A 16,392-nucleotide genomic window follows, 5' to 3' on the forward strand; every position below is an offset into this window, starting at 1 on the left:
CCATTATGAATCCACCTTAGTAGTAATCGTTTGATTACAAACCTAATATCGAAGGTTAACCGTTAAGATTTACTAAGAATGTAATTCCGTTCTACCTTACTGCTCCTAGGCGAGTTCAGGATGTCATTTGACTATGTCGCACCAACCCATAGCTCTCTGCACAAATACATGACCTTACTACTCCTATTCAACACATTTTAATATTTAGAATATATTTTCTTTTGAAATTAATATGAAGTATATCGGTTATATTTGTTACTGTCAAGGTATATATGAATTTTTTGTTGAAAAAGGATTTTTATAAAACCACATAGAAAATATTTACAAATAAAAACATAAGGAGAAAATACGTTATGTCACTTTTAAAGAATGGATGTTTTTTTATTATCCGCTCACTGTTCATTATCCTTGGTATTATTGGGATTTGTTCTTTACCACAATTGTTTTTTGGTACACCTCCAAGTTCATCCGCATCGCTAGCTATACAACCAACACCTACTTTACAATTTAATTTTAGTAACTATTTCGATTCGATATCAAATGTTATTTCTTCTTTATTTCACCCTACAAGTATTACTTATAAAATTAGCAATGCTGGCACTCAGTCGCCAGACCGTGATCTTTTTCCATATTTACTAGAATCATATACGCATACATTAACTATTATGATTTGTGCCTTCCTTATCGCCGTACTTCTTTCTACTACTTTTACTATACTTACATTTTACTTTCCTAAACGTATTCAATCTCTTATTCTTAAAACTTTACATATACTAGAATCATTGCCAGACTTATTTTTTGTCGTCTGTGTACAGTTATTTGTCATTTGGATTTATAAAAATACAAATATACTCGTTACGGTTCCTTTTTCTACTATGCAAGAAAAAACATATTTGTTACCGATATTAACACTGAGTATTTTACCGATTATTTACTTATACAAAATTTGTTTGTTAAATTATAACGATGAGCTGCAAAAGGATTATATAAACGTTGCGGTCGCAAAAGGATTAAAACCGTTTTACATTTTATATAAACACGTGCTTATCAATGCCTTACTCTCCATCTTTTATAATGCAAAATCTATTTTTTTATTTATGATTTCCAATATGATCGTACTGGAGTATTTATTTAATTCCTACGGCTTATTTAAATTTTTAATTATGCATCAAACACCTGAAATTATTACGGTAAGTATATTAATTTTAACAATTCCATTCTATCTCTCCTTTGAACTATTAAAACGCATTTTACCAGGAAGAAGGGATTTACATGCTTAAAAAGGTAGTTTTTAATATACGATTTTTAATCGGTCTTTTTATTTTAGTAACTATTATTATTTCAAGTTTTATTACGAAAGAGAAAGTAGACGCAGGAAAAATCAAACCTGTTCCTGCTTATCGATATATCAACGATAAAATAACTAGTACTGCCCCAGCACCGCCCTCTTTTTCTCACCCTCTCGGTGTTGATAAAGAAGGAAATGATGTTTTAATTTGGACTCTATATGATGCAAAAACACCAATTTTTTATGCTGTACTTATTAGCTTTTTCCGTATCGTCTTTTCACTTATACTCGGTATTCTTCATGCATACTTTTATCGATACGTACGCTTTTTAGATGTTCTATTTGAAACATTCCAATACGTCCCTACTACCTTATTAGCAATTTTTTTATTATCACCAGTATTGTTTGTATCTCCAGAGGATGAACACCTTTGGCTTACTTACACGCTTTCGGTTTTAATTTTTATTAGTGTACCTAATTTAGTACAACTTTTCAGCAATGAAATTCGTTTATTACTACAAAATGAATTTGTGACAAGTTCTAAAACATTAGGTGGTGGTTTTTTTCACATTTGCAAATTACATTTAAAACCCTTTCTTACGCCAAAAATTTTCATTTGGATAAATCAACAAATGCTGCAAGCTTTAGTTTTATTACTGCATTTAGCACTATTTCAAACCATTTCATTTAACATTGCTGGTACACTTGTTTTACTTGGTCACCATCATCAGTTTTTAAATGTTTTACCTTGGATAGCATTCGGCCCCGTTTTATTTTTCACTATCGTTATATTAGCTGTGTATATGATGTTATCTGGAATGCAAAATGCACTAAAAAATGAATTGGTCCATATCGATAACTCTCTTTTATTAAGTGTATTAGCAAAAGAAAAGAGAGAAAAAAGAAATCTTCTTTTTTCGTTCAAACAGAGATTTATGACAAAACATTAACAGCAATGCCCAATTGTATATTAATCATCTAAATCGTCTTTATCTTCTTTTTGTTACGCCGCTTCTTTTTGCTGAATAGCTTTTATCTATCGATGTAGTAGACATGATTACAATCCCTATAACATCTACCCATTAAAACATAATTTAAGATGACTTCAAAAAATAATACAACCCTTTATTTCCCCCTCAACTATCGTCGTATACTGTACATAGCCATTACAATCTATAAAACAACAATAAAAATTTAACACTTAATGCACTTATAAAATTATATTGCTCTGTTAAATTTCTACGCTTAAACGCAAAAAAGCACTTGTTGCCTTTAATTGACGATCAAGCGCTTTAAGTTCATATGTTTTTAAGTAGCGTAAATTTGTAAGTTTTGTAGTAACAGTATGACACCTTTTGTACATCATGACACATACTATATTAAAACTTACGAGTTTGTACGAGTTCGTTAGTTTAATATACATTCCATGTGTTTATATTTATCGCCCGGTAAAATGTCATCTCGCCTAAGCTCGTACTTTGTTTTCTATTCTATCATTGCACATTGTACTCCATGATGGTACTACCTTCATGGGCTCTGAATTTCAGCATATCATCATTCATGTTGTCCAAAGCATAAATATCTCATAAAAAGCACCTGATGCCCTAAAAGGAAATCAAGTGCTTTTTAGTTAATTACATCATCAATTCATAATTTAAAAATATTCTTGTTCAATTTCGCAAATAACTACTCGGAATAAGGGTTATAATCTATCTCAACCTTACTAAGACCATCTAATACTTTCTCTATCCTATTAGTCAAGTCTGCTATTTCTTCATGTGTCAGTTCGTTTGTAACATCTAAATCTTTAAACATACTTAATCTCTTTGTTATCCCTTCAACATACCCAATAAAGACCTTATTTTTGGATAACAATATTTCACCTACAGCAGTATCAACAATAAAGTCTTCTACCTTTCCAAGATTTATATATTCATTAACAGTTCTTGCTATTGCATATTCATGTCCCCTATTTAATTTTAAATAATCATTATAGTCTTCGTTAATCGCCTCAAATATTTCATTATATTCCCAGTCTTCCATGATATAACTCCTCTTTTATGGTTTAAGTCTTTCACCGTTATTGTGAATAACTTCCAATTCAATATTCTTATATTTATTAGCAAATTCAGCTATTACTTTGCTACAACTATCACACGTATCTAGTTCTGTGAATAACTTAATTTTACCAGTAGCATTTACATCATCACCCAGTTTTAAAGCAATTTCATTCGAAATCTTATACTCAGTGTCAGAATCTCGCATATAAGGTTTTCCATCTTTACCAGGTGCTAGAGATGCCTCAAAAATTGGCTCATTTGGTTTTAATGAAATTTCAGGAACTTTTTCTTCTAAATTCCCTTTAAATTCATCTATTTTACTTGAAGCATAAAACTCCTTTTTGTTTAAACTATTAACATCCACTTCTGCAAGGGCAAAATTACCAGCTTTTTTATATTTACTTGATAAATTCCCTCTTAGCTCTTTCACTCTATCAATTATATGTGCTTCCGCTACTAAATCTATTTGTCTCGTTGGATACACTTTTCCCGTACCCTTATAGTTGTTATCTCACGCTAATTTTTAATTAGCGATTTTTTCAATACACTCAACAAAAGAGACCTCAAATATGAGGTCTCTTTTGTTGAGTCTTCTTCATCTATAACTTCCTCTTTACTTATTCAATATCAGACAATCTTCCTTATTGAAATATAATAAAATCCTAATAAAAACGCGTTCTTCAAAAAGTTCTTTTTCTGCCCTTCGAATCTAGTAAAACGGCTATAAGATATTACAAATTTAAGCTACGCTTAACTTGTACTAATAAATCCATTAATCCATTTCTTTCTGGATTTTTTTTCACTTCTTTTTTTACATGTTCTTCCAAATAATTATAAAAAGTTTCAAAGTCCAAATACACTTGTTGTTCAGACTCCACAGCTGGAGAATCTAATTCAACTAACACATGCTTATCATCTAAAGGTGTAGGTAGCTGTGACATATCAAATTCATCTAAATCAGACTGAAAATGAACAAATACTATTTCTTGTCCAAACCCCTCTTTTTTTACAAAAAAACTCAAAGCTCTTTCCAAGTACTTACCGTTTATAAAGTTAAAATATATTGACATCAATTCATCGTTTTTCTCTTTATCTTCAATAAATTCAAAATTACTATTCATTTTATCCTCCTATAAATATTGTATCTTATAATATCAGTCTAGAATTGGGAAAAAGTTAGTTATCTCCCCAGTATCATTTAAATAACCTCTGAACTTCATGTGATTTGAATCATAAGCCCGCCACAAATTGAACCATAACATTGCCAGAAAGCATTATTTTTAGAGAACATTCTTGTAATTTTTGAAGCATAACATTGCCATAAATCTTTTTTTAACTCATAAACTTGCCTCAAAAAATAGTAGTAGTCCATCTCCAACATTTAAAATCAAATATTTTTTCATTGGAAATCCCTTATACAATTGAAAGTTATTTATCTTTTTCTTAGACAGAGAATCATTCTATTTGTTATTTCATTTATCATTTGTTTATCATAGTGTGCTAAATCAAAATATTCTATTTCACCATATCGAGCTTTATAAAATGCTACTTTTTTTATCTCCAAATCTTTATTAGTATCTGGCCAATCACTACTATTTAAAGTTACTGAAATTTCATTTAAAAAATAATACCCAATCAATTGTGCTACTTCTTTCCAAGAGTATCCTAATGCTTTTCCGCTTTTGAAGTCATACAAAACTCCATCAATAATTATATCGCCATCTGCTCCCCCCACCATTAAAGAAGCAATACCAAAGGTTGGGTTATATATTACTTTGCTTTTTTGCGAGATAATTTTAGTAATAAGAAACTTTTCTTGAAACACTCTGCACATATATTCTAATTCTTTTTTAATTTCTTCTGCTGGATCTGAAAAGTGACTTTTTTTAGCATCTATTGGTGGCAATCCACTCCGAAAAATTTGTTCCAATTTAGCTAAATAGCATGCTGCAGTAACTAATGAGCCAATCTCGTTCTTTCCTTTAACAAATGATTTAAATTGCTTAATGGATTTCTTATATTTATAATTCAACCTAAATGAGTTATAAACAGACTTTTTAAAGAAACCTTTCATTATGTTTAAACCATTTTCTGCATTTATTTTTTTAAAGAAATCTTCTGAATTACTAATAACTATTTGGGCAATCATTGCTCTAGCTAAGTAATCAAATGCAGTTCCTACCAATGAAGCTTGATATGGATTGGTCAAAGTATATGGAACTACCATCTCATATTCTTTAGTAAAAGCAGATTTACCAGACAACGTGTAAAACTCGTTCTTCTTAGGAATTATTTCTCTCAATATAGATTGAAATTCTTTATCACGTTCTTTAGAACTTTTAAGAATGCTTGTTAACGACATTAAATCACCTTTTTCATTATTATTACGATATATAATTATAGATAAATTTATTTTTGTTATTTAACCTCTTTCCCCTTATTTATCAAGTTATTAATCGTCCATATTAGTACAACACAATAGATTTAGCTTTAGTTCGAAATTAAGTTTGATTGCAACTCACTTAAAATTCTTTATTTAAAAGAGGATAAATATGAGAATTCTCTTACAAATATTGTGACTTTATTCTAAATTAATATATACAACAAATTACATTTTTTCAATTAATATCTCTATACATTGAGTAATAATAAAGTCGTTTTGTAAAAGTATTTTTTAAATAGAAAACATAAGTTTATCTGAAGTACAAATATATTAGTACTCCAACAAATCTTTAAAACAAAAAAATCAAATTCTGATAAAGAATTTGATTTTTTCATCTAATTAACCAAGATTACCAAATTTTATTTAGGTCGTATATATCCTAGTTCTTTTAAAATTTTTTTATGAAATAACTTTGGCCCCTCCTTTAAAAAAAGGTATTCATCGTTCATAGCTTTAGCAATTTTAGTAGTAGATGGGTACTGATTTTCATTATGTAATTGAACAGCTAATTCTTTTATTTTAAAAAAAGTCTGTTGCACCCTTTTTCTCCTTTGTTCCTTTCGAAATTCTGTATGACGCTTAGCTATTTTTTTACACAATTCTGAGCACCTTTTATATAGACGTGTATAAGTATATCCATACTTATCTGCTATTTCCTTTAAACTTAGTTCTACATGTAATTTTTCATCTATTATTTTAGTCAGCGTTGTTCTTATTTCCTCTTGTCTATTTACTATTTTTTGTTCTCGGCTATGAATTTTCATTTTAACTAAATCAGGGAAATTATTATGTAAATATTTAGATTGACTACTCTTTCCCTCACAGATTTGATAAAAAGTTTTTCCTTCCTCCATTAGTTGTTTCGCATATATTTCTTTTCTTTTACCTATAACATATTGAGTTAATTTTATATGTTCTTGAAAAATTTCAGGAAAATATTTTTTTATTGTTTTTCTATTAATTCTATATTTCTTTTGTATCTGCATTAAATTCAAAGGAGTTTCTTGATTAAGGTTATATACTAGCATTTCCTTTAATACCTCTAAATTTACCGCTTTTTTCGAACCTGTAATTCTTATATTAAATACTTTTTCTTCAGTACTCTTTATTTCGTCTACTTTATCCAATGAACTCTTAAAATCATATATAGAAGAGTAATCTTGTTTAATAAAGATTTTGTAAATTGAGGAATTTGTTTTACAAGCAAATTCAAGGTATTTATCAATCTTAGGATGTCCTTTTCCATTAAGCCAGCCCCCAAAAATTTTAGGGTTAACATTAAACAATTTAGCCATTTCAATATTATTAAAATTTAATGTATCTTTAATCTGATTAAGAATAAAAATTCCCTTTTCTCGATTAAAAATAGTTTCATCCTCATGCATCTTTTCTAATAACTCAAAATAATTATCTACGACAACTCTAGAACTATCATCAATACTAACAATCTCCCTATTTTCATTCCCTAACCAACTCCAACAATGTGAACAAAAACCATTTTGCATTCTACTATTAAAAACCTGTAATTTCTTTTTGCACTTAAAACATTCATCTTGTAATATACACTGATGAGACGGACAATATGTTATAGAGTCTATTTTCCATAATAATGGCTCATAGATTATTTCATCTCGACTTTTCCACTCATTCAAGCAGCATGGACACCATTTCCTCCTCCCTCCAATAACATTCCGGCCATTAAATAGATTTTTTAAAGGGTTTAATGTTAAAAAAATCATATCACTTCTCATCGTTATTTTTTCTAAGGCTTGTACAATATCCATGCTTATGCTATTAATCCCACAAAACTTCGCTGTATGACAAGAAATAAAACCTTGTTGATATTTTTCTTTCAGATAGTCTTTTTGCAACATTTCGGCAAGTATATGTTTAATAATCATCCCAGGTAATATTGAATGTTCGTAGGCAAGTCTAGCTATGTAACTTATTATGCTTTCTACATATGGCGTACCTATACCTATAGGTTCTATTGAATAGAGAGAGCTAATATTTACTTGGTATTCATTTTGCATCTCTTGAACTATACCTTGAATCCCCATTAATTCACTTCCCTATCGCATCACGTTTCGCATTTCTAACACCTACATTTTTCTTTAATTTACCTCGCGAATTATTTACTGAGTCCACTTTAAATTTATCTAGTCCCATTTTCACTCGCAATTCACTGATTTTATCTTTATCTTCATTAAATTTATCTTCACCTATTTTAATTTCTTCCATCATTACTTCTATTTTACTGATAGATAAAGCGCATTTTTTCAAAGACTGTAAGCTGATTGTAACCTCACCATTATTTAAAGTGCTAATTAAGCACCTACTGAGCCAATCCTTCAAAATGCCTACACACCCCAGTGTACGCTCATATATGAAATCATAATGATTTATTAGATCTGGTTCCTTTTCTAAAGGAAGTTGTTTTTGTAAATTTGCTATAACATTTACAAAATGTTTCAATTCATCAATATTAGTAGCATTATATCTTGCAAAGTGAATGTCCGTAACCCTTCTACTTAATTGTCCACTTAAATTAATAAAGTCTGCTAACTCATAATGACCAACAAGAATGTGTAATACACCTGATATATTCGCTAAAGATTTTATTACATCTAACTGTAAGTGCAATGTCTTCCCATTTGCAATATTAGAAAAATGTTGTGCTTCATCGATTAGAAAAGCTAGTGGCCTTCTATAATAAAATGCTTTTTCTAAAGAGCGCCTTAATTCTGGAGATGTTCTTTTATCATAAGGGCTGATTCTTGTCCTATTATCATCCTTTTTCAAGCTATCATAATCTACTTTAAAATCAATTAAGGGTTCATTCAAAGCTTCTAATGCCCTTTTATAATAAGCTTTCCAATTAAATCTTCCTAATTCTGGAGATGGCAACTCCAATCCTGTAATAGGTATCCTATTATTCATGTCTTTTTGTTCAAGAGCCCATTGATAAATTTTACGTACAACTAGCTCCTGTACTGTAGTTTTTCCCACCCTCGTTGGACCAACTACCATAATCAAATTACTTCCTGCTGGATTTTTAATACGCTCCACTAAATCTTCCACTATGTTTTCCATAATAGGATGTTCCACTTTTGCATATTGTTCAAACCATGCTGCCCTTTTTTCAACTGACTCTAATAAAATCTCTTTTGGAAAATTTATCTCTAAAGACATTATCTTCCTCCTTCATCAAAGCGTTTTAATGGTTTAAATTCAAAGTTCAATACATTAATCTTCTCTCGATTAAGAAACGATTCTTGGTTTTCTTGTTGCTCCATACTAAATAAACTTTTATCAGTTTTGTCTCTAGCAATTAATTTCATTTCTCGATCTTTAATTGCTTGTTCAAACACTCTTTCACTTTTTTCGTTTTTATCAATAAAATCGGCTATCATTTTTGCAGAAATATTAAACGATTTATTATGATCCCTAAACTTTTTTTTGAGCTCAGCCGTAATATGCTTTAATTCTCTCTCTGTACGATTCCTAAAAATTGAATAATACTCGGATATACATCTAACCCATTTATTATTTACATATGCATAAGCAATGCCGATATCATAAGGGTCATATCTAATAGCCACATTCGTATTTTCAATCTTCGGGTTACTAAATTCACTACACCAGTAATATTTATATTCAATCTTTACACCACGGCCTATATGTACCTTTCCCACTCCCTTGGATGTTGAAGGAAGTGTGAGAATTTTAAACTCATCGTCATAGCGAATTAATTTAGATTTCCTCAGTCCACTAATCATAAGGCTCTGTTCGAAACACTCTAAAGGAGTTTGCCCTAACGCTGGATGAGGAAGTTTATGATATACTTCTTCAAACCAATCATTTAAACCATCATTTAAATCTTTAATAGTCCAAATCGCGTGTTGCTTTGGATTTACACTTTTCGTAACAAGTCGAACCTCTTTCATAATTAACGTATTCCCCTTTAAATTATGAACAAACATTGTATTGGTTGTCCCAAACATTCTTTCAATTACAGAACCGAATCTAGATTTAGCAGGTGGTCTAGATTTCTTAGTTATTCCAAAATACGCCAATAAGGTTTCAAAATATACACTACCAAATTCTTTCCCATTATCCACAACAACTGTTTGAGGTAATCTAGAATGTTTTCTAACACATTCTCTCATCACCATCATTACAGAACGATAGCTAGGCGGATCAAACGTTAAGAAAAAAGATAAGATTTTTCTTGAATAAGCATCTGTCATAAGAGTAAGCCATGGTCTTCCTAACGATTTTTTTGTTTTCGAATCAATAAGTTCAATATCTAATTCAGTATGATCAATATGACATATATGAAAAGCTCTCTCTCCATGTCTAGGCGATTTCATATCCAATTCCCAATGAAATTGGGTATGATTGTATGTCGCTCGATTGCCTTTCCTTTTCTCTACTTTGATAGCTTGTGGTCGGAATTTAATATATTTCGTGAATGTTTTATAGCTTGGAGCAATAATCCCTTTTTCTTCACAAGCATTTATTAATGATCCAAAAACAACTCTCATTGATTTTTGTTTGTTGGTTTCATAATCTCTTTCAATGTATTCATTCATAAGGTCAATAGATTCCTGTGGCAATCTATTTCCTCGATTGCCCTTCTTTCTATTTTTGGGAATTAACCCCAAAAAACCATTTCCATATAAAATTTGTGCTTCTTTAAATTTTTTAGTCCATTCTCTAATCGTTCTTGCAGGTACATTGTTACTTTCATTTAATTCTCCATTTAGTTTTCTCTTTACTATCTCATATCTTCTATTTGCAATTTCATAATCAGCCTGTTGCGCCTGTATAAGTATTTCATTTTGTGTTTTTTCCTGTTCACAATTCACCTTACTATTTCCTTTAACGCTTCCCTCTTTAAATAAATTTACAAACACATTTTGTGGAATTTTAACAACTTGTTCTTCTGGGGACAGTAAAGTTATCTGATCGTTACCATTATTAATAATTAAATACAGATTACCATCCCACATTATATTAGTGCCTATATCAGCTGTAACAATTTTAGAATGATACTCTTCCTCTCGTCGATCATTAACAAAACTATTTACGAAAGAGCGATACTGTTCAATGCTTATATACACAGGATTTCTATCCGGTTCACTGAGTAAATAATTATCTAAATCAACATAAATTTCATTACATATTATTAAGTTGTATATATGATCAGCTGAATATAAATTTGAATATTCGATTAGTTTTTGAAGGGATATTCCTGGAGAATTTTTAATTACACTGAAAATAACATTTTTAATATCATTTGATACCTTTTGTCGCTCAGCTCTCAAATAATCATCTAAAAACTGAAAGTTGCGAGACAATACCCAATTAATTTCACTATCCGATCTAACTCTAAAATTCAAGCCACAATCTGTTGCCCACTTTTCAGCCGGTGGTGAACACCATTGACCCGCTTCATTTCTCTTATATCTAACTGGTTCTCTTTCAAATAATTTTATAATTTCTTTTTCAGTTTTCCATTCTTCAAAATATATTGCATCTTTTGTAATAACTAAGAAGTCTGGGGTATAAATAGGAGCCACCTTTTTGCCATTTGACTTTTGATACTGGAGTTTAATTTTAGTTGGTTGATCATAATACTCTATTACATTCGGATTATTTTCCATCATAAAAATAGCCGGCAACTCAACCTTAGAAGATTCATATTGAATTGTACAACCCATTTTTTTGCTAGGATATGTTCCACAAACATTATGCCGACCACCTCCAACGCGACGTATAGGGTTAGAAACACGTATATTATTTATGAGTTCTTGGGTTTTCTTAGGTATACGTAACTTTAAACATAGCTGTTCAAATTCAAAATTACTTAACATAACTACACTCCTCTCATTTTTTTAACTATGCTTCACATATTTTTCATGTAGACGATCTAGCTTAACTAAACTGTTTAACTTCTTCTACGACTAGAATGCACTTCAGTTTTATAGAACTAATTGAATCCTTCCTCCATGATTCTAATTATTTCAAAACATCTATTACCTTATTGCTGAATTCAATATTTTCAATGTTACTTTACAATAAATCTACATATGTCTCGGACGTTAAATATTAAGACTTTACTATCATCCCCTAGTATTTTTATGACGTTTGATAGGGACAGGTCTAACCTTTTTAAAAGAAAACCTTTCAATTCCATATGTGTTCTATAGACAAACTCATAATATAAGTTGTTTAACTCTCACACATATTTGTTTCGATACCTTTGAAAGAAACAGGATAAAATGGACTAAGATTACTTTGAAAAAACTTCATATTCTTTCACAGCCTTTTTTCGTTAAAAGAAATTAGCCCTACTATTCTAGACTGTTTTTTATAAAATAAAACTATTCTTTTGTTATTTTTCAGAATTTTATAACCTCCTGAGCTATCACCTCAATATACTCTGTCCGTTCTTCTTTGATATTCTTCACTGAAATTTCTTCTAGTAGCTTCCCGCTTTGAATGATACCAATAGTATCTGAGATTTGTTCCAATTCCGCTAAAATATGGCTGGAAATTAATAAAGTAATGCCATATTCTTTACAAAGCATTTTAAATAAATTTTTTAACACTTTAACGCCAGTAGAATCTAACCCATTGAAAGGTTCATCTAAAAACAACAGTTCTGGCTTTGTCGTAATTGCTCTGGCAATTCCTAACCTCTTTTTCATTCCAAGGGAAAAATCTTTAACTTTTTTATTCTCGATATTATTTAATTTCACAAGGTCTAACGCATGATTAATGCTATTTTTATCGTAATAGCCCATGTACTCGTAATGTAAGTAGAGATTCTCTTGAGCTGTTAGTTCTTCATAGAAAATAGGATATTCATTAATCATTCTCATACGTTTTAGCAATTTAAATGATCTATTCGTTAATTTCTCACCAAAAATTTCAATCTCACCACTTTTCGGTTTGATTAAATTCATGATCATTCTCATAATCGTTGTTTTACCAGCACCGTTTGGTCCTAATAATCCGTAGATTCCCCCTTTTTTCACATGTATATTAACCCTAGAAACAACCTCACTGTCTTCAAACGATTTTGTAAGTTGATATGTTTTTAATATATATGACATTTCACCCTCCTTATTAACTTAATATCCGGATTTTAAGAATCGGAATTCATCTTTATCTTACTTAATAAAAAAATTATAAAATGGTGGATTTTTTTATTAAGTAAGATAAAGATAAAAAAACAAGCGCTACATTATTAAATGAGCACTTGTAAAATACCTATGACTACTACCTTTACTTGTTATTAGAGATGTAATTGTTTTACGGGATAAAAATAGACAATTGTTTTAAAAGTTAAAAATGAAATTTCCTTTTCAATATTTCTTTCCATTTGTTTGGAAAACCATAGGAAAGAATTAGACATACGGCACCAATAGATAAAAAGACTTTCATATCCTCAAGAAACCTTGAAAAGGTATAGGGACGGTTAGTATATTGTCCTAATATAAAACTGATCCATGCTGTCAAAACAAATACAGATATTGTAATTACTCCCGCAAAAGCAAGCCATCTTTTTTTGTTCTTTTTATAAAACATTCTGTTCAGCCAGATTAAAGTAACACACATTAAAAATATAGGAATTGCTATAGTAACAGACCAATTTATTTGTTTATCAGCTATATCTAATGCAAGTAATAAACATATAGTTGTAATATTTAATATAAGAGCTTTCCTTTTAACTTTCTTAGAAAAAACATAAATTACAATCCAAAAAGAAATGACTGAACTGCTACTATATAGAGACCATGTTAAAGTTTTAGCTAATATAAAATTAATTAATGTAGGAATGAAAAGAGCTAAAAGAGCCACTACGCTAAAGATACGAAAGATTAGTTTTAGTACATTATCTCTTACATTTTCATACATACTGTAATAGTGTGGAAAACCATTTTCTTTAAGAAGCTGTTCATCGCTTGAGACCTTAGGAATATAGGTAAAGCATAATGGGCAAGGTATTTGGTCCCTCTCTACCTGAATACCGCACTTTGGACAATATGCCACTAATATCCTCTCCTATTAGATTCTATTTTCACATTAATACCATCTTTTTTTAGTTTTCTAAAGAACTCCCGTTCTACAATTTGAATATCAGATATATTTCCGAAAGTAATATACATGTAAGAACCATAACTAATAACTCCCACTTTAATTTTATTACCTACACTTGGCGGTGGATAGAATTCAAATCGTTCAATAAAAGGTTCTATTTCCTCATTCAGAGATACTACCCCTAAATTAGAAATAGAGCTTGTATACAAACTTTCCCCAAATTTCGAGTGTATAATAGGTGCCAATTGGTCCTTAATAGTAAGTGGCAGAAGTCGTAGCAAGACATTTCTTTCTCCACGAATATTTCGAGCAATAAGTGGTTTCAGCTGTTTGTTGTTCAAATATCGTTTAAATTCTATTTGAACCCTCTGTACAATCTCATGAAATGTGTATTCTCCTAGACGAGGATCAATTGTTATGGGTATACTAACAAAGAAATTACGAAGTGTTTGACTTTCAAAAAAGTTCCGCAAGTTAACAGGTACATTTATGGTGATAGGTTTAGGATTAGCTGCTAGCTCAGCTTGAATTTCGATTAATACCTCTATGTATTTAGATATTAAATACGTAGTAATGCTTATACCTTGAGATTTAGATAACTGTTTAATTTCTCTTATATTGATTTCTCCTGTAGTAATATGATATATTCCCTTTTTATCAAACTTAAATGGGAGTTTGTATGCATAATCAAGACCTTCTTGCCAGCTTGGTACATTTTCTTCATAATATGTAGCAAAAGAATCTTCAAACTCTAAGTTAATTCTACTTTTCGTTTCCATTTGCAAATTAAGAAATTCTTTCTTTGTAACATAATAAGTCACCAAGAGTTTCAAAAATTCTAGAGCTCCCGTACCGTCTGTCAGCATATGCGAAACTTCAAAAGATATCCTTCTGTTATAATACAGAATGCGATAAGGGAATGTATTATGACTGGTAAAAAACAGATTAGAACAAGGATAGTAATGCTCTATTGAAGCAATAGGAATTTCATTCGTTTTTTTAAAATAATTCCAGAAAATCCCCTTCTTTACGATTACTTTAAATAGAGGGAGTTGTTCTAATGTTTGTTCAATAGCCCATTGTAAAACTTCAGGATTAACCATGCTTTTAAGGTTAACTGAGAGTCTAAAAACCGTAGAAACTCTCGATGTAACAGTTGAAGCATATAGCTTTCCGGCATTATCTAGTTTGTACCACTCTACGTTCATCGTTAACTCCTTTGCATAAAGAAAGAATCTAACAGTTTTTATTCAATGAATATACACTATAAGTAATGATGGTACAAAAATACATACAGTAAGTACATTCATCTAGATTCTTCCTAGTTTTATATTTTCACAAACAAGGTCTCTTTATTCTTCTCCACTAAGATGAATGTAGAAATCTTGTAGACCCAACGGTCAAATAATTACCGTGTCTGTACCCTATATCCTCAATTTGCTTGTCAAAAACGTACTGCGATACAAATCCACCCATTTTAAAAAGGATGATCAAAATGGGTGAAGGGTTTTGGGGTTTTGAAAATTTAAATTAAACAACATTATTTTCTTTGTGCATATTTATCCTAAGATACTTAGAAATTTATTTATTAATTTTAAGATTAACGAACAAATTTAAGGTTTATGTCTCCATTATTAACATTGACATCTAATTTTTTATCACCACCACTTTTATTTTCTGGCAGATTGTTTTTACCTTTAGAAGCTTGGCTCGAAATACTAAATACATCATACGATCCTACTATAGTTCCATTTATACCACCATTTTTCGATTTTAATTTTAATGTATCTTCAATTGCAACTTTTTCTATATCTAGGTTACCATTTGAAGCTGTTGCATCAACGGAACCTTTCACCTTAACATTGGATAGATTTATATCGTCATTTTTGGTTTCCAATTTGAATCTTTTCTCAATTTCTACATTAGAAGCTTTTATTTTTCCATTTGAAGTTATTGCATCGATAGTACCAGATATATTTACTTCTGAAAGATTAATATCCCCATTAGATGTTTTTATTTCAATACCACTTTCAATTCCGCGCGGAACTGATATCTTTATATTTCTATGTGTTTTATCGAAATTAAAGCCCACATAGTCTTTCAATTCTTTTTCGGTTTTGGCTTGCATAATTAAACTCTTTTCATCTGAAACATTTATCGCATAGAATTCTTTAGCATTTTCAAAATACGTAATATGAATCTCGTTATCGTTTGATTTTACCACATCTACACTTCGATCCATTGCAGCTAGAGATATTTGGGAAATCTTATCTGCTTCTATTGAATAGCTCTTTTCCTCATATTTTGTTGAACTATTTTTCTTATCAGAACTAGCATCATTTGTACATGCAGAAGTAAAAATTAGTACTGAGCTAACAACTACAGTGACAGGTAAGACATTTTTAAAAACTTTTTTCATGATTTGTAACACCACTTTCTAAATAAATACATAATTTAATCTTCATTTTTACGATTTCAAGATTTAATGA

General features: G+C 30.2%; 12 protein-coding genes, 2 pseudogenes and 1 other annotated feature (1 of these 15 running past the window's edge). Of the genes and pseudogenes, 2 read left to right on the forward strand and 12 right to left on the reverse strand.

The genetic code is table 11. The annotated features are described in order from the left end of the window. Nucleotides 1–200 (reverse strand) — a binding site (T-box leader); it reaches 49 nt to the left of the window's first position. 153 nt (nt 201–353) lie between these two features. Together QCI75_RS16045 and QCI75_RS16050 are read left to right on the forward strand one after the other, a co-directional pair. Beyond that, on the forward strand, nt 354–1,280 hold the full coding sequence (locus QCI75_RS16045) for an ABC transporter permease subunit (RefSeq protein ID WP_353760819.1): 927 nt from the start codon (nt 354–356) through the stop codon (nt 1,278–1,280). Then, on the forward strand, nt 1,273–2,238 hold the full coding sequence (locus QCI75_RS16050) for a peptide ABC transporter permease (protein WP_144508705.1): 966 nt from the start codon (nt 1,273–1,275) through the stop codon (nt 2,236–2,238). The genes QCI75_RS16045 and QCI75_RS16050 overlap by 8 nt, the downstream gene beginning before the upstream one ends. 736 nt (nt 2,239–2,974) lie before the next feature. Here the strand turns inward: QCI75_RS16050 and QCI75_RS16055 are convergent. The 12 genes and pseudogenes from QCI75_RS16055 to QCI75_RS16105 form a co-directional block, all read right to left on the reverse strand. Continuing rightward, nucleotides 2,975–3,331, reverse strand: coding sequence for an Imm3 family immunity protein (locus QCI75_RS16055; RefSeq protein ID WP_098347470.1), 357 nt, complete (start codon nt 3,329–3,331; stop codon nt 2,975–2,977). A gap of 15 nt (nt 3,332–3,346) precedes the next feature. Next, entirely contained in the window at nt 3,347–3,832 is a 486-nt protein-coding gene (locus QCI75_RS16060) for a deaminase domain-containing protein (protein WP_353760820.1), read from the reverse strand. Between the two features lie 247 nt (nt 3,833–4,079). Then, on the reverse strand, nt 4,080–4,469 hold the full coding sequence (locus tag QCI75_RS16065; RefSeq protein WP_144508948.1) for a hypothetical protein: 390 nt from the start codon (nt 4,467–4,469) through the stop codon (nt 4,080–4,082). Nucleotides 4,470–4,502: 33 nt separating this feature from the next. Next, a pseudogene (locus tag QCI75_RS30570) lies at nt 4,503–4,580 on the reverse strand (CdiA family toxin C-terminal domain-containing protein); the annotation flags it as partial. Nucleotides 4,581–4,780: 200 nt separating this feature from the next. After that, the gene (locus tag QCI75_RS16070; protein WP_353760821.1) at nt 4,781–5,710 is read right to left on the reverse strand and encodes a hypothetical protein; all 930 of its coding nucleotides are present in this window, start codon (nt 5,708–5,710) and stop codon (nt 4,781–4,783) included. 440 nt (nt 5,711–6,150) lie between these two features. After that, entirely contained in the window at nt 6,151–7,851 is a 1,701-nt protein-coding gene (locus QCI75_RS16075; RefSeq protein WP_224413458.1) for a TniQ family protein, read from the reverse strand. Between the two features lie 4 nt (nt 7,852–7,855). Then, nucleotides 7,856–8,983 carry an AAA family ATPase gene (locus QCI75_RS16080; protein WP_353760822.1) on the reverse strand — a complete coding sequence of 376 codons (1,128 nt, stop codon included), beginning with the start codon at nt 8,981–8,983 and terminating at the stop codon, nt 7,856–7,858. After that, nucleotides 8,983–11,670: a TnsA endonuclease N-terminal domain-containing protein gene (locus tag QCI75_RS16085; protein WP_353760823.1), complete on the reverse strand. Its 2,688-nt coding sequence runs from the start codon at nt 11,668–11,670 to the stop codon at nt 8,983–8,985. Before QCI75_RS16085 ends, QCI75_RS16080 begins: the two co-directional genes overlap by 1 nt. A 534-nt stretch (nt 11,671–12,204) precedes the next feature. After that, a pseudogene (locus QCI75_RS16090) lies at nt 12,205–12,915 on the reverse strand (ATP-binding cassette domain-containing protein); the annotation flags it as partial. A 232-nt stretch (nt 12,916–13,147) separates the two neighbouring features. Further along, on the reverse strand, nt 13,148–13,855 hold the full coding sequence (locus QCI75_RS16095; protein WP_224413461.1) for a DUF6320 domain-containing protein: 708 nt from the start codon (nt 13,853–13,855) through the stop codon (nt 13,148–13,150). Next, the gene (locus QCI75_RS16100) at nt 13,855–15,111 is read right to left on the reverse strand and encodes an alcohol acetyltransferase (RefSeq protein WP_224413462.1); all 1,257 of its coding nucleotides are present in this window, start codon (nt 15,109–15,111) and stop codon (nt 13,855–13,857) included. Before QCI75_RS16100 ends, QCI75_RS16095 begins: the two co-directional genes overlap by 1 nt. A 392-nt stretch (nt 15,112–15,503) precedes the next feature. After that, entirely contained in the window at nt 15,504–16,322 is an 819-nt protein-coding gene (locus QCI75_RS16105; protein ID WP_224413463.1) for a DUF4097 family beta strand repeat-containing protein, read from the reverse strand. Nucleotides 16,323–16,392: the final 70 nt, after the last annotated feature.

Source organism: Bacillus cereus group sp. RP43, assembly GCF_040459645.1.
Lineage (GTDB): Bacteria > Bacillota > Bacilli > Bacillales > Bacillaceae_G > Bacillus_A > Bacillus_A mycoides_C.